Annotated in this window: 31 protein-coding genes and 1 pseudogene; 13 read left to right on the forward strand and 19 right to left on the reverse strand. The window is 29.7% G+C overall.

What is annotated here, in order from left to right; all coding sequences use genetic code 11:
• Positions 1-23: 23 nt before the first annotated feature.
• Both DL91_RS02705 and DL91_RS02710 read right to left on the reverse strand, forming a co-directional pair.
• Complete coding sequence (locus tag DL91_RS02705; protein WP_048190148.1) at positions 24-1655, reverse strand: tRNA uridine(34) 5-carboxymethylaminomethyl modification radical SAM/GNAT enzyme Elp3; 1632 nt, start codon at positions 1653-1655, stop codon at positions 24-26.
• 157 nt (positions 1656-1812) lie between these two features.
• Positions 1813-2868, reverse strand: coding sequence for a CBS domain-containing protein (locus DL91_RS02710; RefSeq protein ID WP_048190149.1), 1056 nt, complete (start codon positions 2866-2868; stop codon positions 1813-1815).
• A gap of 144 nt (positions 2869-3012) precedes the next feature.
• Here DL91_RS02710 and DL91_RS02715 point away from each other — a divergent pair, with 144 nt between their 5' ends.
• The 3 genes from DL91_RS02715 to DL91_RS02725 all read left to right on the forward strand — a co-directional run bounded on the left by DL91_RS02715 (position 3013) and on the right by DL91_RS02725 (position 4476).
• Complete coding sequence (locus tag DL91_RS02715; protein ID WP_048190150.1) at positions 3013-3252, forward strand: PRC-barrel domain-containing protein; 240 nt, start codon at positions 3013-3015, stop codon at positions 3250-3252.
• A 43-nt stretch (positions 3253-3295) separates the two neighbouring features.
• Positions 3296-3628, forward strand: coding sequence for a DUF2098 domain-containing protein (locus DL91_RS02720; protein ID WP_048190151.1), 333 nt, complete (start codon positions 3296-3298; stop codon positions 3626-3628).
• Between the two features lie 359 nt (positions 3629-3987).
• Positions 3988-4476: a hypothetical protein gene (locus tag DL91_RS02725; protein WP_048190152.1), complete on the forward strand. Its 489-nt coding sequence runs from the start codon at positions 3988-3990 to the stop codon at positions 4474-4476.
• Between the two features lie 221 nt (positions 4477-4697).
• On the opposite strand, the gene DL91_RS02730 is transcribed toward DL91_RS02725, so the two are convergent.
• Both DL91_RS02730 and DL91_RS02735 read right to left on the reverse strand, forming a co-directional pair.
• Complete coding sequence (locus DL91_RS02730; RefSeq protein WP_048190153.1) at positions 4698-5009, reverse strand: hypothetical protein; 312 nt, start codon at positions 5007-5009, stop codon at positions 4698-4700.
• 528 nt (positions 5010-5537) lie between these two features.
• Positions 5538-6068 carry a hypothetical protein gene (locus tag DL91_RS02735; protein WP_048190154.1) on the reverse strand — a complete coding sequence of 177 codons (531 nt, stop codon included), beginning with the start codon at positions 6066-6068 and terminating at the stop codon, positions 5538-5540.
• Positions 6069-6522: 454 nt separating this feature from the next.
• Between DL91_RS02735 and DL91_RS14080 the strand changes: the two genes are divergently transcribed.
• The 5 genes and pseudogenes from DL91_RS14080 to DL91_RS14470 form a co-directional block, all read left to right on the forward strand.
• A complete protein-coding gene (locus tag DL91_RS14080) occupies positions 6523-6858 on the forward strand; it encodes a hypothetical protein (RefSeq protein ID WP_231551359.1) in 336 nt (111 codons plus the stop codon).
• The gene (locus DL91_RS14085; RefSeq protein WP_231551360.1) at positions 6807-7319 is read left to right on the forward strand and encodes an EFR1 family ferrodoxin; all 513 of its coding nucleotides are present in this window, start codon (positions 6807-6809) and stop codon (positions 7317-7319) included. Before DL91_RS14080 ends, DL91_RS14085 begins: the two co-directional genes overlap by 52 nt.
• Before the next feature lie 278 nt (positions 7320-7597).
• On the forward strand, positions 7598-7957 hold the full coding sequence (locus DL91_RS02745; RefSeq protein WP_048190155.1) for a DUF488 domain-containing protein: 360 nt from the start codon (positions 7598-7600) through the stop codon (positions 7955-7957).
• 56 nt (positions 7958-8013) lie between these two features.
• Positions 8014-8319, forward strand: coding sequence for a DUF488 family protein (locus DL91_RS02750; protein WP_048190156.1), 306 nt, complete (start codon positions 8014-8016; stop codon positions 8317-8319).
• Between the two features lie 211 nt (positions 8320-8530).
• Positions 8531-8665, forward strand: a pseudogene (locus DL91_RS14470) (Ig-like domain-containing protein); the annotation flags it as partial.
• A 59-nt stretch (positions 8666-8724) separates the two neighbouring features.
• Here DL91_RS14470 and DL91_RS02755 read toward each other — a convergent pair.
• Positions 8725-9051 carry a hypothetical protein gene (locus DL91_RS02755; RefSeq protein WP_048190157.1) on the reverse strand — a complete coding sequence of 109 codons (327 nt, stop codon included), beginning with the start codon at positions 9049-9051 and terminating at the stop codon, positions 8725-8727.
• Positions 9052-9202: 151 nt separating this feature from the next.
• Between DL91_RS02755 and DL91_RS02760 the strand changes: the two genes are divergently transcribed.
• Entirely contained in the window at positions 9203-9442 is a 240-nt protein-coding gene (locus DL91_RS02760; RefSeq protein ID WP_048190158.1) for an MTH865 family protein, read from the forward strand.
• A 40-nt stretch (positions 9443-9482) separates the two neighbouring features.
• Here the strand turns inward: DL91_RS02760 and DL91_RS02765 are convergent, their stop codons facing one another.
• Positions 9483-9830: a hypothetical protein gene (locus DL91_RS02765; protein ID WP_048190159.1), complete on the reverse strand. Its 348-nt coding sequence runs from the start codon at positions 9828-9830 to the stop codon at positions 9483-9485.
• A gap of 1079 nt (positions 9831-10909) precedes the next feature.
• Between DL91_RS02765 and DL91_RS14475 the strand changes: the two genes are divergently transcribed.
• Both DL91_RS14475 and DL91_RS14330 read left to right on the forward strand, forming a co-directional pair.
• Positions 10910-11125, forward strand: a complete 216-nt coding sequence (locus DL91_RS14475; protein ID WP_369792063.1) for a peptidoglycan-binding protein — start codon at positions 10910-10912, stop codon at positions 11123-11125.
• A gap of 128 nt (positions 11126-11253) precedes the next feature.
• On the forward strand, positions 11254-11388 hold the full coding sequence (locus DL91_RS14330) for a hypothetical protein (protein WP_255343915.1): 135 nt from the start codon (positions 11254-11256) through the stop codon (positions 11386-11388).
• Here the strand turns inward: DL91_RS14330 and DL91_RS02775 are convergent.
• The 13 genes from DL91_RS02775 to DL91_RS02825 form a co-directional block, all read right to left on the reverse strand.
• Positions 11380-11736 (reverse strand): hypothetical protein, encoded by a 357-nt coding sequence (locus DL91_RS02775; RefSeq protein ID WP_156095898.1) that lies wholly within the window; start codon positions 11734-11736, stop codon positions 11380-11382. The genes DL91_RS14330 and DL91_RS02775 overlap by 9 nt on opposite strands.
• 137 nt (positions 11737-11873) lie before the next feature.
• Positions 11874-12044, reverse strand: coding sequence for a hypothetical protein (locus tag DL91_RS13300; protein ID WP_156095900.1), 171 nt, complete (start codon positions 12042-12044; stop codon positions 11874-11876).
• Between the two features lie 71 nt (positions 12045-12115).
• On the reverse strand, positions 12116-12472 hold the full coding sequence (locus DL91_RS02780) for a hypothetical protein (protein WP_048190162.1): 357 nt from the start codon (positions 12470-12472) through the stop codon (positions 12116-12118).
• A gap of 335 nt (positions 12473-12807) precedes the next feature.
• Entirely contained in the window at positions 12808-12984 is a 177-nt protein-coding gene (locus DL91_RS13305) for a hypothetical protein (RefSeq protein ID WP_156095902.1), read from the reverse strand.
• A 107-nt stretch (positions 12985-13091) separates the two neighbouring features.
• Entirely contained in the window at positions 13092-13619 is a 528-nt protein-coding gene (locus DL91_RS02785; RefSeq protein WP_048190163.1) for a DUF2115 domain-containing protein, read from the reverse strand.
• A gap of 35 nt (positions 13620-13654) precedes the next feature.
• Positions 13655-14218 carry a DUF2115 domain-containing protein gene (locus tag DL91_RS02790; RefSeq protein ID WP_048192335.1) on the reverse strand — a complete coding sequence of 188 codons (564 nt, stop codon included), beginning with the start codon at positions 14216-14218 and terminating at the stop codon, positions 13655-13657.
• 33 nt (positions 14219-14251) lie between these two features.
• Positions 14252-16333: a DEAD/DEAH box helicase gene (locus DL91_RS02795; protein ID WP_197050659.1), complete on the reverse strand. Its 2082-nt coding sequence runs from the start codon at positions 16331-16333 to the stop codon at positions 14252-14254.
• A 47-nt stretch (positions 16334-16380) separates the two neighbouring features.
• Positions 16381-16848, reverse strand: a complete 468-nt coding sequence (gene moaC / locus DL91_RS02800; RefSeq protein WP_048190165.1) for a cyclic pyranopterin monophosphate synthase MoaC — start codon at positions 16846-16848, stop codon at positions 16381-16383.
• Between the two features lie 226 nt (positions 16849-17074).
• Positions 17075-18169: a cobalt-precorrin-5B (C(1))-methyltransferase CbiD gene (cbiD, locus tag DL91_RS02805; RefSeq protein WP_048190166.1), complete on the reverse strand. Its 1095-nt coding sequence runs from the start codon at positions 18167-18169 to the stop codon at positions 17075-17077.
• A gap of 16 nt (positions 18170-18185) precedes the next feature.
• Positions 18186-18455, reverse strand: coding sequence for an MJ0307 family thioredoxin (locus tag DL91_RS02810; protein ID WP_048190167.1), 270 nt, complete (start codon positions 18453-18455; stop codon positions 18186-18188).
• A gap of 49 nt (positions 18456-18504) precedes the next feature.
• Positions 18505-19446, reverse strand: coding sequence for a signal peptide peptidase SppA (gene sppA / locus DL91_RS02815; RefSeq protein ID WP_048190168.1), 942 nt, complete (start codon positions 19444-19446; stop codon positions 18505-18507).
• A 551-nt stretch (positions 19447-19997) separates the two neighbouring features.
• Positions 19998-20333 (reverse strand): hypothetical protein, encoded by a 336-nt coding sequence (locus tag DL91_RS02820; protein ID WP_048190169.1) that lies wholly within the window; start codon positions 20331-20333, stop codon positions 19998-20000.
• A 123-nt stretch (positions 20334-20456) separates the two neighbouring features.
• On the reverse strand, positions 20457-21269 hold the full coding sequence (locus DL91_RS02825; RefSeq protein ID WP_156095904.1) for a tetratricopeptide repeat protein: 813 nt from the start codon (positions 21267-21269) through the stop codon (positions 20457-20459).
• 318 nt (positions 21270-21587) lie between these two features.
• Here DL91_RS02825 and DL91_RS02830 point away from each other — a divergent pair, with 318 nt between their 5' ends.
• Together DL91_RS02830 and DL91_RS02835 are read left to right on the forward strand one after the other, a co-directional pair.
• Positions 21588-22493, forward strand: a complete 906-nt coding sequence (locus DL91_RS02830) for a shikimate kinase (protein WP_048190171.1) — start codon at positions 21588-21590, stop codon at positions 22491-22493.
• Positions 22486-22779, forward strand: coding sequence for a chorismate mutase (locus DL91_RS02835; protein ID WP_048190172.1), 294 nt, complete (start codon positions 22486-22488; stop codon positions 22777-22779). The genes DL91_RS02830 and DL91_RS02835 overlap by 8 nt, the downstream gene beginning before the upstream one ends.

Below are 22779 nucleotides of genomic sequence, written 5' to 3' on the forward strand. Positions count from 1 at the left end.
TTTTGGTTTATAAGAGAATTATATTACTTAATTATTTTGGACATGTAAGGGCCTTCCCTTTCGTAACCAAATTTTCTGTAATAGTTACGGGCCCCAACACCACTTATTATGAGCATTTTATTCTTATCATAATTTTCTGAAGCTATTTTTTCAGCTTCAAATAGTAATTCTTCTCCATATCCCATATGTTGCCATAGTTCATTTTTTTTCTGACCTAATTCAGCCATTTGACCGTAAACATGAAGTTCTCTAATAATGGCCGTTTTCGAGGTTACTTCCATTCTATGGGCTTTAAGAGAAGGTATTCTCAACCTTAGAAATCCAATTAATATGTCATTTTTAGGATCTTCCTTGGATAAGAAAATTTCAAGACCCTCACCAGCATTATATTCCTCTTTCATAAGTTTTATTTTTCCAAAGTCGGGATTAATACCTAGAATATCTTGATGACCCACTTCCCTGCATCTTATGCACTGACATTTTACATTTTCTAGGGCTAGTTTTTGGTAAACAAGTTCACCAAGATTAGATTTTTTAACACCCGCCTCAATTAATTGTGAAGGTATGTCGCGCTGAATCCTCATAGTTCTAACCCATTTTGGAAGCATTTTTTTAACATTAACAATTAGATCAACAGCTTCCTCAGTTGTGTATGGTGTGTAATCACCTTTCTGCCATAATTCATGGATTTTAGATCCTTGGGTAACGAGACACGGATATATTTTTAACATATCCGGTTTGAAGTTCTCATCTTTGAATATCCTACGAAATATCCTCAGGTCTCTTTCAGGGTCTGAGTATAATCCGGGCATTAAGTGCATTGCAACTTTAATTCCAGAATCTCTTAATATTCTAGAAGATTCAATAACATCATTAATCCTATGTCCTCGTTCGATACGTTTGTAAATAAAGTTATAGATGGTTTGGACACCAAGTTCTACCCTTGTAACTCCCATCTGGAGCATTCGATCAACATCTTCAATTTTAGCATAATCTGGACGGGTTTCAAATGTCATACCCACACATCTTACAGGAGACTGTTCATTGGTGATTTGTGCTTCTTCCAAGTATTTGAATTTTGAGGGGATCTTTAAATCTCCATTCTTACGAATTTCAATATGTCTATCTAGATTTTCAATTCCAAAATCGTTCATTGCTTCAATACAACGTGTTACAAACCATTCCTGGTAGCATAGGAAATAGGAGGGGAATGTTCCACCCATGATTATGAGTTCGATCTTATCCAGTGGATGTCCAATACTTTCAAGTTGTGACAGTCTATTGTAAGTCTGTTTGTAGGGGTCGAAATCATACATACGAGCTCTAAGTGCGGCAGGTTCTTCTCCAGTATAACTTGGAGGGGCAATATCACTTTCAGGACAGTATGTACATCTTCCATGGGGACATTTATGTGGTTTACACATTACTGCAACTACTGCAACTCCCGAAATTGTTCTAGTTGGCTTTTTACGAATAATAGGAGATATTGCCGTTCTTTCAGCAGGGGTAGCATTTTCAAGTATTAAAGAGTTGCTCATAAATTCCATTAGTTTAAAATCTCGACAAGCCTTCAACTTAAGCTTTTCTAGGTCTTTTTTAGTTTTAACTCTCCCCTCCATTATTTCGTTGATTATGAACCTACAAGCATCTTTCATATAAAAATCTCCTTATTTAGTATGGTTTAAATTAGATTATAATAATGGTAAGTATTTAATTAACTATTTTTCTATTCATCTATTATCAATAAATTTTTTATTTAGTTAAAGAAATTTGGATTCAGATTATTATTTAAAAATAAATTTAGATTAAGTATTAATCTAATTTAGGTTCTTTCTTATCGAGTATTTTTGTTATATCAGTTTTTGATATTATTCCTACAAGCTCGCCATTTTCAATTACAGGCAAACGTCCAATATTATTTCTATTTAGTTTTCCAATTGTTTCAACAAGATTTTCATTTGGATCAGATATTATCAGTTCGGTGCTCATTATTTCTTTGATCAGCATGTCCCGATTATTTTCTGGTATCTTTGATACATCATGAAATGTTATAATTCCAATTAACTTTCCATCCTCTGTTATTGGATATCCCATATGTTTTTCACGGAACATTATTTTCAAAGTTTCTTGTACAGAATTATCTGGATTTAATGTATGGACATCTGATGTCATTATGTCTTTTACCTTTTCATCTCCCAAAAGTGTAGAAACCACAACCGATCTATACTCTCCTTCAGCACCTAGATAAACAAATATAGCTACCAGTATTAATAGAAAATTAAAAAAAACTCCAATAACCGCCATTATTATGGCAAATTGTTTACCAATAGTTGCAGCAAGTTTTGTTGCTTTTATGAAATCCATTCTTTCAGCTAAAAATGTTCTTAAAATCCTTCCACCATCCATTGGAAATGCAGGAAGAAGATTAAACAAACCTAGAAGTAAGTTGACAACTGTGAAATAGTACAATGCTCCTGAAAGTATAGTTGAAAGAAAGGTTCCAAATATTATGAGGATAGCAAATGTAATTACAGCAATAATTAAATTAGAAACAGGACCTGCCAGGGCAATTCTCAATTCTTTTGCAGGTTCTTTAGGTATTTCTTCCATTTCAGAGATACCACCAATTGGAAGCAAAACTATCCTTTGAATTTTAATACCATAACGTTTTGCAATATAAGAATGGCTCAACTCATGTATTACTACTGTAGCAAAAATTAAAGTTATTAATACAGCGGTTAAAATATTTACAGAAGGAATTAGATTAAAAAGAGCTATAATGTAAATTAACAACATGAGGACTAGGAATGATATGTGAAGTTCCACGGGTATTCCAAATATACTAAATATCTTAAATGAGTACTTCATTTTTCACGATCCAAAACTTTAAGACTGATATTATTATTTGTAAAGTTAAACTATTAATATTAGGAACATCATCAATTAACTTTTTAAGAATTTCCTTAAAAAATTAAATAAAACAAAAAATAGATAATAAATAAAGGTGTTTTAATGAAGGTTAGTGAATTTCTAGAAACAAAGGTTTTAGATAAAAACGCTGTAGAAATAGGTAAAGTTTCTGATATGATTGTGGATCCTCTAGCGGGTCAAATAAATATTATAATCATATCGGCTGGTGAATTTGGCATAAGAAAAAAAGATATTGAGATTAAACCCAATGAAATAGCTGTACTTGGCGATTATCTTCTCCTAAATATTGAGAAATCAAATATAGATGTTGATAAATTGTAAATAATTAAGATCATAATTTTTTAACAAAATATGAGGTGATCTTTTGCAAGTAAAAGATGTAAGGGGAAAACCTATTTTAAAAGGTTTTCAAGTAAGATATGCTGGTACTGGAAGTGCAGGGGAGGCAGTTGATTTTAAATCTGATGATAATGGAACATGGGTATTAGTGAATACAACTGATTTATGGTATAATAGCGAATCACTTGAAGTTATGGGCGAATCAGAACACGAAAAACTAAATAAACAATCCAATTATCAAATAAAAGAAAAACAAGATGTTGATGAGAAAGAAGACATCAAAGGAAAAATCAAAAGATCTAAAGGTAAATTTGAAGATGTTGACATGAGCAACGAATTATGTGATGGCGGAGGTTAATTAACATTACAATCTATTAATTTGTTGATTTAGTATTCTATGTTCTTTTAGGAGACAAAAAATAAGCCCAAATTTTTACTTAGGATTATCTCTAAATGTGGAAAGAAAAAAGATATAACGAACCAAACAAAACCAATTTAATTTAATGTTTTTTGCAAAAATACACCCTTATGTCAATTTAATAGGGGATTTTTATTATCTTAACTTTTTGAATAAATCTCGGGGTACATTGTATCTCTGATGGTAGTTTATAATGAATTTAAATAATTTAAATTTTAAGTCCTGATGAAATGGAAGAGTTAATCCAGTAGGTTGATCAAGTTAAAATAAACTGAACCTAATACTTTGTAGTGATTAAAATGGATGAAGAAACTAAAAAAAGATTTCCAAAAGAATTTAGTATATTAAAAACTAAAAATTCTTTAATAAAAGAACCTGTATATCTGGATGATAGTTGTGCTCCATTAGGAATAGGATTGCCAGATATATACAAAAAAATGGAAAAAGAGAAATATTCATTTCCAAAAATTAAAGATATACAAATGCGAATTGATATTTTAAAAACACAAGAAAATGTTGACCCAGATATCATTGAACTTTTAGAGGAAATGAAAAAAGCTTCAGAGGTTCAAATGAGAGCAGATTTAGATCCTATGGAAGAGATTAAAGGATTTAAAAGTGTTCATGATATGGTAAGAGATGAACAGAATGCAGTGGCAAAAGGAATTCAACAAACTCTTTCTAACGAATCTATGCAAATAATAAATAAACAAATCGAATTAGATCCAAGAATATTTAGATCAAAATATCCTGAATTATTTGATTATATGAGGGCACTTGAAGATTAATATTTAATTTTTTATAAATTTTAATCTTATTAGGCTAATAATTATATTAATAAAATACGTATATTTCATTGAAATATTGTAAATCTATATGTGCATTGGATTTTAATATCAAATTTACTAGAAAAAGGAAAAATACAAAGTCTTATTCTAACAGTAGGATCGAAACATTCTAACCAAATTCCCATTCATCTCAATTATCATATTTTGTTTCTAATAAGTTCTTATTCATTTATTTTATTTGGTTTGGAGCTCAAATTTAATGAATCTAGAGTATCTATATGTTTTAATTCCCCTCCACATTGACAACTCTCGAAATTAGAAGCAGATTCCCCCGGTTGGAGTTCATAATATCCGTTACAAGTTTTACAAAATAAATATCCTCTATTTTCACTTGGGACTTCTTTTTTTTGCTTAAATTTCCTTTTGATTTCTTCACTTGATGGAGTCCTATCTCCTGCTAAATTCTTTTTTATTTGTTTTTTTCCTTCCCTTTTATCGGATAATTTCTTCTTTATCTCATCATTCGAAACCATCAAATCACCCCAATGTTATTGTTCAACAATCCCAAATATAGTTTAATTCTATTATTGATTATTATTCAAATTATTGCTTGCAATTGAAATTTATTAACATAACACATTGTTTAAATTTTTAAAGTCATTAACTTTTTTTTGTTAACATAGGATTAATTTTATTATCTTAATTTTCTTTTCGCACAATAAAACGATAAATATACCATAGGATTAAAAAAAACCAATAATTATTGTTGTTATTCATATGATTATATTGATAAAAAGAGAATTTCATAATAAAGCATAACTATGTAAAGAGGAGGTTATTGGGATACTAAAATAAAAAAGCAATTAATTCAGAATTCATAATAAAAACTAAAAACATATGTTCTGTATATTCGTTATCAAGAGTCTTATATTCCTTTTAAAATAAACATATTAAAATTATTTAAATAATAAAACTTATGGAAATACTCTATAAAATCCCTAAGGAGTCAAAAACAGAATAAAAATAGGAAAAATAAATCTCTAGTAATAATTAGATAATGGTTAAATTAACCTTAAACCATAATTTTTATATACCATCATCTTAAGGTTCATCATTTTACGCTCTAAATCATGTTTTTTTGCCCTTTCTTGGGTGTATAACTCAACATAACGAGCATGTTCTTTATCTGCTTTTTGATGTTCCTTTTTCATTGTTGAATGTAATATCATCAAACTTTTTTTAACTAGTTCATCTCTTTCAGTTTGCAATTCATCCTTTTCGCTGGTTTTTTCAGAGATACTAATTTCTAGTTCGGATATTGAGACTAAAAGTTGTTTGAGATCTTTATTTTCCTTTTCGATTATACCTTCAACACCATTATTGGAACCTTTAAGTTTATCTTTGAGTTCCTGGAGTTTATCCTCGGCTTCAGATACTTTAAGCTGAGAATTAATTCTTTCTGATTCTAGAGTATTCAATTCATTTTCATAATTGATAATTTTTTCGTCAAAATTGTTTATTTCTTTAATTTTGCCCGAAGCCTCTAAAAAATCGTTTATATCGCTTATATTATCCTCTCCAATATATATCATTTAAAAAAATGGACTATGTCCATTTAGAAATAGAAATTTAAAATTGAGACTTTTATTATTATTTCCTATGAATAATTTCTCTAAAATTTTAACTTCAAGTTCCTATTGTTCTTACTATGGTATATACTTTGGTAAAAAAAATTATATAATTGATTTAAAGAACGGATAGCAACTTATAACGATGAAAACATGTTTTTACATTCAAATAATTAATTTATATACTAATTTTGGGCTTAGGCTATTTATATTATCTTATATTTAAATATTACTTATTAAATAATTATATACAAAAAGATTATAAAACTTTACAATATTAATGTTGTAACCAATTTTTAGGCAGAATCTTAAAAAAAACCGAATTTATGTTTTAATTGTTTGTGAATGCTATAGAAAAATAAATAAATTAGTTGAAGAGAATTCAAATATTAATTAGAAGAGGTATGAGTTGTAAACCATGAATAATAACATAGATTTCTATTACTTTTCTGGAACTGGTAACACAATGTTAGTTGCCCGTAAAATGACTGATACATTTATCAAAAATGGATGCCATGTTAATTTGAAAAGAATGGAATTATCAAATGGTACAGAAATAGATATTGAAAATACAATTGGATTGGGATTTCCAGTGGCAATACTATCCACCTACACTCTAGTATGGGAATTTATAAAAAGTTTACCCAATGTACAAGGAACTGAAATATTCATGGTCGATACATTGGGGGCTATTCCGGAGGGTTGGTTGGTCCTCTTCGGAATATCTTGGAAAAGAAAGGATACAAACCTATAGGGGCTTGTGAAATCATAATGCCTATTAACATCTTTTATATACAAGATAAAAAAACAAATGATCTTAAGATTAGAAAAGGACTTGAAAAAGCAGAAAAATATGCAGAAGCATTAATTGAAGGAACAACAAATTGGGGTAGAGTTCCATTTTTTTCAGATATTATGTATTTAATTTCAATTGGAGGATTTAAACTTTCGGCAATTGATATGCACCAAAAATACTTTAAATTTAAAACAGACAAGTCCAAATGCAATAATTGTGGGATATGCATCAATATCTGTCCTTTAAATAATATTGTCTTAGATAAATACCCTGTAACACAGAATAAATGTGAATACTGTATGCGATGTGTTTCAATGTGTCCACGACATGCAATAAAATCAATACTAACATATAAAGGAAATACTTACAGTGCCGTTAAAGTGAATGACTTTGTCAAAAATAAGACTGATAGTATTTGATAAGAATAAAGAGTTAAAACAGGAAAAAAGGATTTAATATAGATAAAAATTTAATATACAATTTAATTTACTCAACTTATGAAAAAAATCTAATCAAAATAAGGTACGATCAAATTCAAATTAAATAATCAAATGTTGGATCAGACAATATTCCAATGATGTAACATAAATGTGGATAAATAGGAATAAATTCTCTATATAACTACTAATTCTCTAATATTATGGATAATACACCAATAAAATAATAAACTATAACAAAGATATTAATATTGGTTAATATGTTTAAAATCAAAAGAGCTTACCAAGATCCAGAAGATGAAGATGGATATAGAATTTTAGTTGATAGGTTATGGCCTCGGGGAGTTTCAAAAGAAAAGGCCAAATTTGATTTATGGATGAAAGAGATTGCGCCTAGCAATGAACTAAGAAAATGGTTTGGACATGAACCTGAAAAATGGGGAGAATTCAAAAATAAATATATTGATGAGCTTGCAGAAAAGAAGGAATTAATTAACCAACTGTGCGATATGGAAAAAATTAACAAGATAGTGACTATGATTTACTCTGCAAAGGATGAAAAGCATAATAATGCAGTTGTTCTTTTAGAATTGCTAGAAAAATCATCAAAAACAAGTTAACAACTGCTGAAGGGTGCAAGAATAATAATAGAAACTAAAATTTCTTTGGTTATAATATGATTAAAATAAAAAAGGCAAGTCAGATTCTTGATAAAGAAGAAGGTGCCAAAATCCTTGAAGATAAAATATATCCATCACAGAATAAGATGGAACAATTAATATTAGATACTTGGCTGGATGATATTGGCAGTAAAACTAGGGAATTGTCTTTTAATGATAATGATAAATGGATTGAATTCAAAGATAAATATGGGGATGAATTTGAGGATAAATTAGAACTCATGGATAGTATAATGGTCAAAAAAAAGGAAAAACTCAAAGTAACATGGATTGCTGTGTTTAAGAAAACTTTTGCTGAATAATATCTATTCAATTTTAAAAATAATGGAAAAACTACTCCTTTTTATTAAAAAAAATTAATACAAAAATTAATGAACTATTTTTATTAGATATCCACAATTATATTAAATTCTTTGAAAACATCAAAGCAAGTACTTATTTCAAGAAAATAACTATCAAAAACACTACCACACATAAAATATTAAAAATAAGCAATAAAATAATAAAGGAAACACAATCTATATCAAAACCACTAAAAGAACAGCAAACACATGGTACACAGTAACTATACCAAAAGCAGCAATTAAAGACAACGCAAGCAACAACCTAAAAGCAACATACACCTTCAAATTCAAAACAGGAACATAAATACTATTTTTTCCTTTCTTTTTTATTTTATATATTCACTACATGACATTTGAATAAATTTAAATCCTGTATTCATAAAATGTTTCATTATAATATTCTTCGAATGAGGACTTGAATTTAGAAACTAGTTTGGGTATATCGTCTTTTTTGTTGAAATATTTAGTTATTTCAATTATTGCATAGTTTTTATCTTTTTCATAGTAGACATGTATTAAAGCATCTCCACCATAATGTTCTTGTAATTCTTCTCTTATCCTGTTACAAGAGTTTTCAGGAAGTTCATCATCATAAAAGCCTAATGTTTCTGTTGTATTCATATCAGTATCTTTTAATGGTTTGATTGTTATCCAAGGTTCTGGATGTATCAATCCTTTATAGTGTAACATGACTGACCTACCTCTAAATAATATTTATATGTATTGTGGCTTATTTAATTTTTCATAAAAAATCATTAATTACAGTCAATTATATCATCTTTGATAAACAAATAATTATGTAAGGGATTTGTTTTTTAAATTTAGGAGGGATTATAATAAAATGAGCGTTAAAGAAGATATACGAACGCAGATAATTAGGGAACTTAAGCATGCCAAGTTTCCAATAGACACACCTGAAAAACTTTTAGGATCCTTTCCAGATGGTGGGCAAACCACATGTAGATCTGGCGATGTTGTATTAACCGTACAAGATGCTAGTAAAATTATTAAACCAAATGACTTCCCATTTAAATCATCCCAAGAAGTAGCAAAGGTAATAGTAGATAGAGTAGGTTTATAAAACCACTTATACCTACTTTTTTATAACTTAAAAGTTTGGATTAATCAGTGATATATTTTGTTCTTTTAAATATTTCAGTTTGTGATTCATAGTAGTTTCTAAATAGGTTTATTTTATTCATGATTATCTCTACGGATTTATCTAGTTCTTTTGGCATGATTTTAACTGGGATTATAATAGTGATTTCGATTGTTAATGTTTCAATATGATTATTATATTTTATTTCAAGTTTCGTGGAGTAATCGTTATTTGTATATAATTTGAATTTGTCTAATTGTTCTTTTAGATAGGTGTATAATTCTTTGTTTACAGTGTTATCTTCGAATTTAAGAAAAATATGGGTAGATGTTTGGTTCTCATTTGTTTTAATATCGACAATTTGTATCATTACATAATCTCCCTAGTTATATATTGAACTTAGAAATGGATATATTTATCGAAAATAAGAAAAATCAGAGTTTTAATTAAAAAAATAGTACTGTTCGTTTGATATAAAACAAAAATATTATTTTTTAAGTAAGATATTTGGAACATTAAAAATAGAAAGGGATATGTAAACAATATCATAACGAATTATTGATTATTTAATGGGGGTCTATAGAACGGAAAATTCGAAGATCTTAATGTAGAAGATGAAATTATAGTAGCAACATATACATCTTGGTACTTTATATTATTGAGTAAATTCTTCGCATAAATAATTGGAGGCATATTCTACCTCTAAATCTAGTACGATTTAACAGTCTAAGTAGAGAAATAATGAATTAAACCCTTTTTTTTGTTATGAGGAGCAGGGAGGTATTTTCCACATATTTGGGGGACCAATTCGTGGAGGAATTGGTAAAAAATTAGAGAAGAAAACACCATCCCATACTCCTATTTATTAAATAGGGTGAATGTTCTATTTGATAATTTGGTTTATTATATAATTATCATGCGGGCAGGGATAAATTTTAGAAAACTAAAAAATAAGTGTTGAAAGGCGCTTATTCCCTGCCCATATTATATTATGGGTACTGTCCTATTTGATAATTTGGTTTATTTTATTTTATAATTATGAGGCGGGCAGGGATGTGATTTTTATCAAATTTCATAGACACAAAAAAATTAAAGAGATAGAGTTTTTTTGAGCAAAAAACTGAGGTATACAACCCCTACCCTATTTATTATATTGGGTGAATGTTGTACTTGAAATTTTGTTTTATTTTGAAGTGGACAATGTTTGGGTTTTCCATTTCCTTTTTTCTGTGATACGATTTGGTGAATAATATCTAGTAGAGAAAATCGGAAGAAGATCCCCATATCCAATTTACTTTTTTGAATTTGAAGTGATTAATAACTTTTTATTTTTAGTTAGTGTAAACAATGGAGGTATAAATTATGGCAATAACAGAAAAAACAGTCTTAAAATAGGAAGTACAGAAACCAAGGACATAAAAAATATTACAAAAGAAAATAGGAATAAAAATAGATGGATTTTACTGTCCAGTAACAAGAGACACAGTAAAAGCAAAACAAAAAGCTTTAGGATTATATGTTGATGGAATTGCAGGTCTAATAACATTAAGGGCATTGGGATTAATAGCTGGAAGTTCTTTACCTAAACCCGCATGTATGACATCACCAAGATGGTTAGAAGATAACGACCTAAAACAGAACACCATAATACTATTGTGCATGTAACTCAGCCAACAATCATTATATGAACTCTTTGGTATCCGTGTACCTGAAAGTGAATTAGCAGGACATGGGAGAAAAATAGGAATACAACTTGCAATGATGGCCTATATGCCATAAAGGAGGTGTTTACAATGTGCACCCCTCAATCAATAGTAACATGCAGTAAATGTGGTGAAATCTACAATACAGAAGTATTTGAGTTCTGTCCAAATGTAGTTCAACTGAAGACGTTAAACCTTCTCATGAATTGTGAATGTTCAGGATAATATGTAAGAAGGGTTTAAATCTGATCCTTTTCTATTTTTATTATTTAAAAATTGAATGCTTCGTTCATAATATTTCTGAAATCCTTCTATTAAACCCTTACATAATTGTGTAAATTCATCTTGGTCTTGAGGTTTAAGACGATCTGGAATTGATATTATAAGATCAATAGACAATTGTTCATCAGATTCATCATATAGTGAATCATATGTCATGGTACATCCACGATCAAAATGTAAATTATAATTACCCAAACGATCCTCAATAAAGGCACAGTGTGCTTTGTTAACTTTATTATCCTCAAATTTCAGCAATATATCAGTTGCAAAAGGTTTTGTTCGATCTAACATTTCAAATTTGATAAATTCTAAAATATATATCACCAATTTATAATTAACATTCATTATAGATAAATCTAATGAAAATAGTATATTATAGTGACATATATCACAAAAACCAGTCATATGGTTCAAATTAAATTCCAAAATTAAATTTTAAACCACTTTTTACATTCAGGACAATAGTACTCAGTAACAATGATAGTAAGATACTTATTACCCTTTGATTCTGAATCTTTGTCTTTTGAATGTACTGGATGGATGTAACGGTTTTTTTGACCTTCAAATCCACAACGGGGACATTTGATATTTTCAGCCATTTTACTTCAAAATTAAGTAATTGGAACTATGATTTAATAGTTACTATTTATATTATATTAAAAAAAATTAATTAACATCTTAAAGCCTTTGAGCATGACTTATCAAATATTGAGCATTGTGCTTCATAAAAATTTTCAATCGTTCCCAGATGGTCCATGAATATCTTCATGGCACTCTCAATGTCTTTAGGCATAAGGTGTTCTGGAGTCAAGATGGTAACTTCGATTGTCAATTGCTCATAATGTTCATTATAATCCATTCCAAGTTTAATGGAATACTCATTATTCATATAACATTCTAGATTTTCCAATCGATCTTTTAAAAATAAGTATTTTTCAGGGCTAACTTCACTATCTTTAAATTTAAGCAATATCCTAGTACAACCAGGCTTAATTTCATTCATTTTAATATCAAGAAATTTTAACAAAATTAAAGCCCCTGTTATATTATTATGAATTTGATAATAGATATATCTTATTAAAAAACAGGGAGTTTGTGATGTTTATCACTAAAAACCAGTCATAGAGTGCAAGTGTAACAAAAAAATATCAATCAGTTTAATTATTATATAGATTTCATGGTTTCGTTCATCCCAAAAACTAAAAATAATAATCCAATCCCCATTATTGAATAATATACCTGATTATGAGTGGTATAGACAAGTATTGCTCCAATTAAAATTAATATGATCCCTATGAAATAATATCTTAAAGAATTTGTAGTATATTTTGTGCGTTTCATAAAAGGCTGTTAAATTTATTTTTAATAACGTTTACGTTCTTTTCCATGCTTAGTGAGGAAAACATTCAGCAAAGGAGGATCTCCATCTAAACACATTTCAAATTCCAATAGTGTTCCATCTGTGAATAATATTTTAGCATTATCATTTTCAAAATCACATTCTTGAATTGTGTTACCTTCAACTTTTGTTAACTTCATGATTATAATAATTATTTTTTGTAATTGTTAAATTATAGGTTTCAGTAAAAATTGAATATCCTAATTTAAATTATAAAAAAATTTGATATTAACTTTCAAAAAGTGTGTCAGTGAAGTAATTGTTGTTCAGATACACAGAATCTGCATAGTGCATTTGGATTTTTTAATTGACGTTTTTTTACTGGGCAGAAATATATTCCATTCTCACTATGTAATACAAATCCTCCAGGAAATCGTGTTCCAATGGGATGTATAGGTTCTTCACGCACAAATGTTGTATAGGTAGCTATTATCCTAGCTATTCTAACAAAACATCTTTCATTATTTCCTTCAGCATCAATATTCTGTTGATTTAATACTTTTAAAAATTCTTGAAGCTTTTCTACATCAACATATCCACAATAATCATTTTTATCCTCTTTTAATTCCTTTATCCTCAAGAAAAAAGCCTTGGAAAATCTTTCAATATAATCTTCTCTGTAAGACTTTGGCATGTACTTTGCATCTTCCCTAAGAAATGCTGCTGCAAGCATTATATCTTTCATATGAATATTTTTTGCTTCAGCTTTTACTATATCCCTGAGCTGGTTTCTTGATAATTTTTCTAGATCAAGTATCTCAAATTTTTCTAGCATTTTAAAGCTCCAAATACAAAATTGATATAAAAAAATCAATTTTCAGATTGAGTTATGTCCTCAAATAGTTCAGGGTCTTGTTCTGCAATGCAGAAACCACATACAGCATTGGGATTTGTTTTTTGTTTTTCTTTGACAGGGCACAAATATTTCTCTCCATCAAATTTGACTTTAAAACCGCCTGGAAACTCTGTTCCCACAACATGTATAGGTTCATCCAATACAAAACTGGTGTAAATAGATATAATTTGGTATATTATTGGGAAATAGGGATCTTTAGGATAAATTTCCATCATTATTTTTTCTTGTTCTTCAAGTAGTGTGAATGACTCTTTGAGTTCATCCATATCCACTGTATCTGAATAAATATTTTTATCTTCTTTAATTTCCTTTATTCTTAAAATAAAACTTTTTATGTAAGCATCATAGAATTTTTTCCTGTAACCTGGTTGAACATATTTACCTTCTTCAATAAGATAGTTACAAGCTTTCATAATATGTGTTATATGAATTTTAACTGCCTCAGATTTCAGTAATCTTAGTAGTTCCCGTCTGGTTATGTCAATATTATCTTCTAGCTTATCTCTGTTCAAGATCATTTTTATCATATTCTTTAATATTTATTAATTACATTAATCGCCAAAATATTTATTTAATATGGCTTCTGCTGTCTTAGGGCCAATTCCATCTATTTTCAAAAGTTCATCGCGGGTTATGTATCTCAAATCTTCTCCAAAAACTTTTACAAGAGATCTGGCCCGTTTTCTTCCTAATCTTTTTATACTCACAACTAATGGAACAATATCAGGTTTTACACCATAATAAAGACGCGCAGATAACATGTCGAGTAGGTCTAATCCTGAATAGAAGTTCATAATATTACATATGTTTTTGTAAAATTTTACAAGCAGTGATGCCTCGTATGCAGACCTTCGTGTTGCAGCGGCATAGACATTAAATGCATTTTCAATTTCATATTCATTCCTTTCATCCATCCATTCCATTAATGTTGCAGCTGTTGCCTCATTATTACCTATATCTACAACAAAAACTCCTGCTTTGTTTAATTTATCCCTAACAGGTTCTTTACTTTTCCGACCTTTGAAACTTATTCGTGGCATATCTGGTGTTTTAGTTAATTCGTAGATCAGCTGGTTTGGATCAATTTCATTGGATCTACTTGCAAACTCTCTTAGTCTAACAGCAGTTTCTACAGCATAGTTACTCTTTGCAATGAGCATTCCAAATTCAGTGGTTTTAAGCCCATCTGGTGTTGGTTTGATAATACCATTTTTTATAAGGAATTCAAGTGCATTATTCACCTCATACTCCATTGAATCTGCACAATATGAATTTAAATATTCATTGTTAGCCATTTGCCAACCATAAAATGTTTCAGAAAAAAATTCAAGTATATCTGCTGGTTTTTTTGCAAGGGTGGATGCAATTTGTGTTATTATCTGTTTGTATACTGCATCTTTATTTTCTATGAGTTTAGAATTGGTTGATTCTATTTCTCCATAAATATAATGATCTTTAAGGTTGTAAGCTTCATCGATACTCTTTGCAATAAGGTAGGAATATCCTTCTGTATCATATCCAGGTCTGCCAGCACGACCAGACATCTGCTCGTAATCAAATACAGGTATTGGCTGAGGTCCTTGACTGGTCCATCGGGTGTAATCTCTAATTACAACATTTTTTGATGGAAGATTAACACCATACATGAGGCTTGGGGTTGATGTAATCATTAAAAGGTTCCCTGCCCTAAATTCATCTTCGATTATCTCTTTTTGTTTGTCGAATAGACCTGCATGATGGAATGCAACTCCATTTTCAATGCATTCAGCAAGTTTTAGACATACAGCTGTTGGTAGAGACCCACGTTTTTTTGGAACATCAAGTATTTTCTGGCTTACCTCATGGAATCTAGTTTTTTGTTCACTGGTAATTTTCCTTTTGATCTTTCCTGATGTGTAATTTGCAAGTGATTCTGTAAACCTTCTTGTCGATACAAAAACAAGAGCTTGTGATGATTCTTTTATAGAAGTGTTGAGAATTTTCACAATAACATCATTTTTGTTCTTTATTTCCATTTCTTCAGTTGCCAGCACATCTTTATAAAGTGGGACTGGACGATAATCATGTTGAACAACATGAGCATCTAACCATGAAGAAATTTCATTCATATTTTTTAGAGTTGCTGAAAGTGCTATGATCCTCATACTAGGATTCAATATTCTGGAACGCGTTATTGCACATTCCATGGTTGGACCCCTTGAGTATTCCCCAATCATATGGAACTCATCAACAATTAGTAGATCAATGTCTCTGAGGGTATTCCATGAAAACCTGGTGATTGCATCAAAGGATTCAAATACCATAACTGCTAGATCAGAGGATGAAGGATGCTTTCCAACTTTTATCCCAAATTTCTCAAACTTTTTAAATTCCTTAACCTTTTCATTCTGTATAGAAATGAGTGGAACCGCATAAACAGCTTTACCTCCATTTAAAATAGCATTTAATGCTGCCATAACTCCAAGAACTGTTTTTCCACTGGCTGTTGGTATTGCAATTATGTAATTGTTTTTGTCTTCCAAAAATCCTGAATCTATAACTGCTTTCTGGGCAGGATTAAATTCTTTAATATTTGGATAACTTTCCTTTACAATTTCCTTAATCTCAGAATCTTTAGAATCCATAAAAATCAGTTTACCTCTTTAATCTATACACAATAATCTTTTATTATTTAAAATAATTATTCTTTCCTCTTCTCAGAAACAACAATATCAGATATTCTTGTTGATGGATATTGTCCATTTTCGTCTTTTTCAACACTTTTTACCATATCCCACACAGTTAAAAGAGCCACACTAACTCCGGTTAGTGCTTCCATTTCAACACCTGTTTTTCCATTGCATCGAACTGTAACATTTGTTTCAATAAAATCATCTCCAAACTCAAAATCAACATCCACTCCTGTTATTGTGAGAGAATGACACAGAGGGATTAGATGATGGGTTGATTTGACAGCACTTATTGCTGCTATCTGGGCAGTTGTGAGAACATTTCCCTTCTTAATTTCTTCTCGTTTAATCAAATCAATTGTAAATTTTTGTAAATGTATTTTACCTTGTGCAGTTGCAGTTCTTTTTACAACGGCCTTATTACCAACCTCTACCATCTTTACTCCTGTATTTGAGAGGTGTGTGAATTCTTTAGCCATAATACTCTTCTCCAGGTTATGTTAATTTAAATTGGAATTTTCTATATTATTTCTGAACATTATGTAAATATGGTATTTAAGTTAATTAATATTCTTAAGTTTTCTAAAATATCTAAAAATTTTGATCTAGATATATATAAATAAAGTGAAAAGATGAAATTATTCTTAGCAATTTTAAAATAAGATTTTCTTTGTAACGTTTGAATCACTTTGAATATTTTAATAATTATGATCTTGTTGCATGGTTGTTGTTTAGAACATCACCATTCATGTTAACTATCATGCAGTCAAATTCCATTTTAAATCTTTCAGAACAAATATGTTTAATGCTTTCGGCAATGCTGTTAAATACAGGTATAACCAAGTTCTGTTTTTCTAGGAGACTTATCATTTCTTCTGTTGTGTTGGATTCATAAATTTTCTTAATAAATTCTTTATTTGCACCTGAAAGAGCAGAATGAACCGATATTACTTCCCTTCTCCCATCAGCTATGGAATGTTTAGTATTAAAAATACTTGCAGAGATTTTTATGAGCTTTCCAGCATGACCTAATAATGTTATTCTATTTACTCCCTCTTTTGATGCTTCTTCAAGCATGTATCCAACAAAGTTTCCCATTTGGATTATCTGATCGCTATTAACATCTAATATTCTTTTAGCAATTTTCTCACCAATATTTCCAGGTACAAAAACAAGATCTTTATACCCTTCAGCCACAGCAACATCAATTTGACATCTGTAGGATGTTTTATAACTTTTCAAGTTCATTGAACGAGCAAAACCAGTTGTGCCAAGTATGGAAATACCATCCACAATACCCAGTCGGGGATTAAGAGTTTTTTTTGCGAGTTCTATTCCTCCAGGCACTGTAATAATTACTTCTGCACCTTTACCTTCTGGTAAATTCTTTAGAAGGTTTGATATTATCATTTCCCGGGGAGTAGGATTTATTGCAGGTTCTCCAACTGGAATTTGTAAACCTGGCTTTGTAACTGTTCCAACCCCATTTCCACCTTTAATGATTACACCAGAAGTATCAGTTATAATTAGATCAGCAAAAATTTCAATGTTCTTTGTAACATCGGGATCATTATATGGAAATTTAATTACAGAAGCTCTTCCAGAATAAGTATTTAATCTTTCAGAATGTTCAACAAGAACATTCAGATCTCCAAGGGGTGTTTTTATTTCAACTTGAGTTATGCTTCCCTTTATAGAGAGAAGGGCTGCAAGTGCAGCTGCAGTAGCTGCACTCCCTGTGGTTATCCCATATTCAGACTCTTTTAAGTGAAATCTGCCTGAAACTGCCCCTTTAGCCATTTTTATTAAACATCTTTTAAGCTTTTTTTCCTGCCATCTCTTCTTTGATAGCTTCTAAAAGTTCTTCTTTACCGGGAGCACCAACAAATCTAACAACACCGTTTAGTGCAACAGCAGGAACAGCCATTAGGCCGTATTCTCTGGCTTTTTCTTGATCAACCATTATGTCTATTTTTTCAACTTCTATATCATTCGGCATGTCTTTTTTAACATCTTCCACCAGTTGAACAGCCATAGGGCAGTATGGACAAGATGGGGATGTAAACACTTCAATTTTAACTACCATATTTTTCACCTCGGAATATTAAAATCTAGCTTTTCTGTTACTTAATTATTCAATAAATTGAAGGCATATTAACATTGTTTTCGGTACCGTTCTTTAAATTGTTTCCAATACCCAATCCAATTGAATATGCAATTTTTGATGACAAACTATTGAGCAGGTCTAAAAGCCCGGATGTTGTTGATATTGTAACGGTATTATAACTTCCTTTTATACCGCCGAGTTTTGCAGCTATATCTAGTGCATGAGTTTTTCCACCAGTGTCATCTACCAGTTTTAAATCTTTAGCTTGTGTTCCTGTATATATTTTACCCTCTGCAATACTGCTTGTATAATTTTTGTCTAGATGTCTATTATCTGAAACAATTGTAATAAAATGATCATAATCTTGATCAACCATTCCTTGAAGCATATTCTTTTCATTGGTGGTTAAATTTCTATAGTCCGCACCCATATCTTTGTACTGGCCTGCTTTAATGGAATATTTGTTTATACCATTCATCTGGTAATATTTGGACAGATCTGTTAGTTCCATTATTACACCTATACTACCCACCATGGATGATGGACTTGCAACTATCTTATCTGCCGAAGAAGCTGCTAGATACGCTCCAGAAGCCCCAACGTCACTAATCCATACAACTACTGGTTTTTTACTATCTTTAATAATTTCCATTATTTCTTCACTAGCAACAGGAGATCCTCCGGGACTATTAACATCTAGAAGTATTGAACTAACACTGCTATCTGCTTCGGCCTTTGAAATTGCATCTTGCACTGTTTCTGGAGTGATAACACTTCCTCCATTAATAACGGATGATCCATATCCAATCTCTCCTTGTAAAGGTATAATTGCAACTGTATCCCCATTTGGACTCATATTTATCGTACTGTTAGAACTTCCAATTAAAGCTGAAATTCCTAATATTAAGATTATTATAAAAAATAATCCTCCAAAAACTATAGATAAAACGATTTTGCTGTCTCTTTTCATCAATATCACTCAATTAATGAATAAATTTTAAAGGTGTATTATAAATTTAAATATTTTATTCATAAATTATATTTCACCAAATTTGTTATAATATTGAACTAAGAATTTTTATTTGATATACCATCAATATTCTGTTAATAAAACCATATATATCTAATCTCTTTGAAAAAATCTTAATACATCTTATAGAATGCCCTCACATGTCACAAAAATCATACATTCAAGTTTATTAAGCCATTTAAGTTGGAATTTGTATTGTTTAATCATAACTTCAAAATTGGTATAATATTATAATTTTTATAATCAACTTATTTATTCCATCATTAAATAAGGTTATTTACTAAACCTAAGTAAAAAACTACATGATTAAATAATTTATTTAATTTTATATCCTGAAAATATTTATTAGATATTAATTTTAAATAAACATCAACCTAATAATGCCGTTTTACATTAATTTTTTAATATCTTTGAAATATGAAATCCTTTAATATCATATTTGAAATCTACTTCAAATATGTAAATATTTTGTCAAATAACTTAGGAATAGTTTAAAGATAATAGATTATGTAAATGGATAATATTAGATAGATTATTATACCAATTCCTAAAGCTGCAAATAATCCGAGTCTGGGAAGTAAATAAACTAAGCAAAATAGGAATAAGATCCATACTGGTGTTAAAATCAGAAGCCCTTTAACATAATTTAATACAGGTAAACTTCCTGTTTGGCTATAGATGGTTATAATACTCATGGCGGTAACAATTGGAAACATTGCAATGAATGCAGCTAGTATTCCCTTATCACGAGTCCCGTAATAAGTGACAAGTGTTAGTATAGAACCTCCTATTATAAAATAGATTATGAATTTTAAACCTTTTCCCATGGTAGTTCATATCTCCTTATTATGGCATATGTAATCATATATGGAGTTATAAGGTTATTATAAGTTCAATATTCGTTTACAAATTTAAAATAGATTAATATGTATTTTATTTTTAATTATGGATTATTTTTGACTGTTTTTGTTTCGATTACAAATATAATTCTTTGTATCATTTTTATTTTCTTTCCAGGATTTAAATGGGTTTTCTTCTAGACCGTATTCCAAAATCTTCTCATCCAATGCAACTGCTTCATCACGACATCTTAAAGCTTCTTCATTTCTGTTCAAGATTTTAAGGATAAATAATTTACAATATATTGCATTGATATTTTCTGGATCTAATTTCAATAGCCTGTTAAATATTTCCAATGATTTGTAATATTCTTCAATTTCTGCCAGTGCAAATCCTTTACTGTAAAGAATCTTTGTATTTTCAGGATATGATTTTAATATTTTGCTAAATATTTTAATTGCTTTATTATATTCTTCCAATTCTAATAATGCAAGTCCTTTACTGTATAGTACTTTAGGATTTTCAGAGTCCAATTTAAGGGATTTATTGTATAAATCCAATGCTTTTTTATATTTTTCTAATTTTAAAATTGATCCTATCATCAGTAAAATTAAAAGCAAAGTTCCTATAACCAATGTATTTATTGAAAGTGTACTTAACCCATTTACAATGTAATTGGAGTGTATAACCATGTTATGGGGAAATAACGGAGAAAAATACAGAATTGACATTCCTAACACAACTACAGTTACTATTATTATATAGGTAGTTTTGTTGTAATATTCCTTTAAAAAGAATGTTGTATCTAATATGGCCATAAAACCATAAATACCTAAATAAAAACTTAGATATGTTTTATAAGTTAAAAATGCCAATGAAATAAGAATTATTCCCAATATCATTGTTGGTATTGATTTTTTCATTTTTTTTATCCTTAATTCCTTTGATTTATGGAATATCAAGGATTATTTATCACTTTATTTTATCTAATCAATGATATGAGTATTAATTATTTAAATATTTAAACTTTTACATGTAAAATTTAATCAATAATACAAGTGAAATAAATTGAACAATTCACAATTTTATAAATACTTAAAAATCTATAATTACCATAGTTATCAAAACTTAATAAAAATAATAAGCATTCCACTATTTATTTCTTAAATTAAGATTTTAGTGTATTTGTCAACATTATTTTTGGTTAAAATTATAAATAATTCTTAAGATACGGTGAAATAATGAAAACCATTGTAAAATCTCCGGGTTCTGCCACAATCATAAATGCAATAGCAACAGGATATGGTTCTGCATTTGGTATAAAACGTTATGTTACTGCTGAAGTTCAATTAAAAGGACCAGATTCATCAATAATTTGCAGTGCTGATAGGGACGTTGACATGTCTCTAATGGAGATCTGTGTGAAAATGGTGATTAACAAATTTAAAGAAAATTATAGTGATATTGAAGTTGATACAGGATTTTCAGTAAAAACAAGTTCAACACTTCCTGTTTCATCTGGCCTTTCAAGCAGCAGTGCAACATCAAATTCTATTGTAATGGCAACAGCAAAGGCTTTAATGAAGGAATATGATATAAAATCCGATAAAATTGCTTTTAATGATCTTGAACTCTTGAATATTGGGGTTGATGCATCTTTAGAAGCAGGAGTTACCATTACAGGTGCATTTGATGATGCAAGCGCATCATTTTATGGGGGTCTGACTGTTACAAATAACAACACTAGAGAGATCCTAAAGATGCATGATATGGAGCAACAAAATATATTAGTGTATATGCCTAATAGAATTTCACCCACTGCACAATCAGATGTGAGGCGTATGAAACTCATTGCCCCACAAGTTAAACTGGCTTTTAATGAGGCTCTGCATGGAAATATATGCAATGCAATGACTTTAAATGGAATATTGTACTGTGCTTCGTTGGCATTTGACCCAAATATAGCCCTTGATGCTTTGGACGCTGGAGCAACTGCAGCCGGACTTTCAGGAACTGGGCCTGCATTTGTTGCAATGGCATCAAATGAAAATGTTGATAAGGTTAAGGAAGCATGGAGTTCCCTACCAGGACAGATCTTTTGTACAGAAGTTGATAATGAAGGTACCAGGGTGATTGACAGTGGATAGGGAAGAAGCTTTAAGATTACTTCAAACATCAAGAAATAAGATAGATGAAATGGATGAATTGTTAATTGATCTCATAGAGAAAAGAACATTACTTGCCCGTGATATTCTTAATGCCAAGTTAGTACTTGACATAGAAATTGAAGATAAAAAACGGGAAGAATATATCCATACTAAAATTAAAGAAATAGCAAGAGAAAAGAATATTGATGAGGTCAGTCTTACCCGTATAATAAAAATATTAACTGATATGAGTAAAGAAGAACAAAAGAAAATTTTAAGGAGGTAA

This window comes from Methanobacterium sp. SMA-27, assembly GCF_000744455.1.
GTDB lineage: Archaea > Methanobacteriota > Methanobacteria > Methanobacteriales > Methanobacteriaceae > Methanobacterium_B.

Bases quoted from the DNA above. Each gene is read 5' to 3' on its own strand.
- DL91_RS02785 (WP_048190163.1), bottom strand. From the start codon at position 13,619: ATGCTAGAAAAATTTGAGATACTTGATCTAGAAAAATTATCAAGAAAC.
- DL91_RS02750 (WP_048190156.1), top strand. From the start codon at position 8,014: ATGATTAAAATAAAAAAGGCAAGTCAGATTCTTGATAAAGAAGAAGGT.
- DL91_RS02790 (WP_048192335.1), bottom strand. From the start codon at position 14,218: ATGATCTTGAACAGAGATAAGCTAGAAGATAATATTGACATAACCAGA.
- DL91_RS14330 (WP_255343915.1), top strand. From the start codon at position 11,254: ATGTGCACCCCTCAATCAATAGTAACATGCAGTAAATGTGGTGAAATC.
- DL91_RS13300 (WP_156095900.1), bottom strand. From the start codon at position 12,044: ATGGCTGAAAATATCAAATGTCCCCGTTGTGGATTTGAAGGTCAAAAA.
- DL91_RS02755 (WP_048190157.1), bottom strand. From the start codon at position 9,051: ATGTTACACTATAAAGGATTGATACATCCAGAACCTTGGATAACAATC.
- DL91_RS02730 (WP_048190153.1), bottom strand. From the start codon at position 5,009: ATGGTTTCGAATGATGAGATAAAGAAGAAATTATCCGATAAAAGGGAA.
- DL91_RS02715 (WP_048190150.1), top strand. From the start codon at position 3,013: ATGAAGGTTAGTGAATTTCTAGAAACAAAGGTTTTAGATAAAAACGCT.
- moaC (WP_048190165.1), bottom strand. From the start codon at position 16,848: ATGGCTAAAGAATTCACACACCTCTCAAATACAGGAGTAAAGATGGTA.
- DL91_RS02710 (WP_048190149.1), bottom strand. From the start codon at position 2,868: ATGAAGTACTCATTTAAGATATTTAGTATATTTGGAATACCCGTGGAA.
- DL91_RS02825 (WP_156095904.1), bottom strand. From the start codon at position 21,269: ATGAAAAAATCAATACCAACAATGATATTGGGAATAATTCTTATTTCA.
- DL91_RS02775 (WP_156095898.1), bottom strand. From the start codon at position 11,736: ATGTTAGATCGAACAAAACCTTTTGCAACTGATATATTGCTGAAATTT.
- sppA (WP_048190168.1), bottom strand. From the start codon at position 19,446: ATGAAAAGAGACAGCAAAATCGTTTTATCTATAGTTTTTGGAGGATTA.
- DL91_RS02765 (WP_048190159.1), bottom strand. From the start codon at position 9,830: ATGATACAAATTGTCGATATTAAAACAAATGAGAACCAAACATCTACC.
- DL91_RS02820 (WP_048190169.1), bottom strand. From the start codon at position 20,333: ATGGGAAAAGGTTTAAAATTCATAATCTATTTTATAATAGGAGGTTCT.
- DL91_RS13305 (WP_156095902.1), bottom strand. From the start codon at position 12,984: ATGAAGTTAACAAAAGTTGAAGGTAACACAATTCAAGAATGTGATTTT.
- DL91_RS02725 (WP_048190152.1), top strand. From the start codon at position 3,988: ATGGATGAAGAAACTAAAAAAAGATTTCCAAAAGAATTTAGTATATTA.
- DL91_RS02745 (WP_048190155.1), top strand. From the start codon at position 7,598: ATGTTTAAAATCAAAAGAGCTTACCAAGATCCAGAAGATGAAGATGGA.
- DL91_RS02760 (WP_048190158.1), top strand. From the start codon at position 9,203: ATGAGCGTTAAAGAAGATATACGAACGCAGATAATTAGGGAACTTAAG.
- DL91_RS02810 (WP_048190167.1), bottom strand. From the start codon at position 18,455: ATGGTAGTTAAAATTGAAGTGTTTACATCCCCATCTTGTCCATACTGC.
- DL91_RS02830 (WP_048190171.1), top strand. From the start codon at position 21,588: ATGAAAACCATTGTAAAATCTCCGGGTTCTGCCACAATCATAAATGCA.
- cbiD (WP_048190166.1), bottom strand. From the start codon at position 18,169: ATGGCTAAAGGGGCAGTTTCAGGCAGATTTCACTTAAAAGAGTCTGAA.
- DL91_RS02735 (WP_048190154.1), bottom strand. From the start codon at position 6,068: ATGATATATATTGGAGAGGATAATATAAGCGATATAAACGATTTTTTA.
- DL91_RS02705 (WP_048190148.1), bottom strand. From the start codon at position 1,655: ATGAAAGATGCTTGTAGGTTCATAATCAACGAAATAATGGAGGGGAGA.
- DL91_RS14080 (WP_231551359.1), top strand. From the start codon at position 6,523: ATGAATAATAACATAGATTTCTATTACTTTTCTGGAACTGGTAACACA.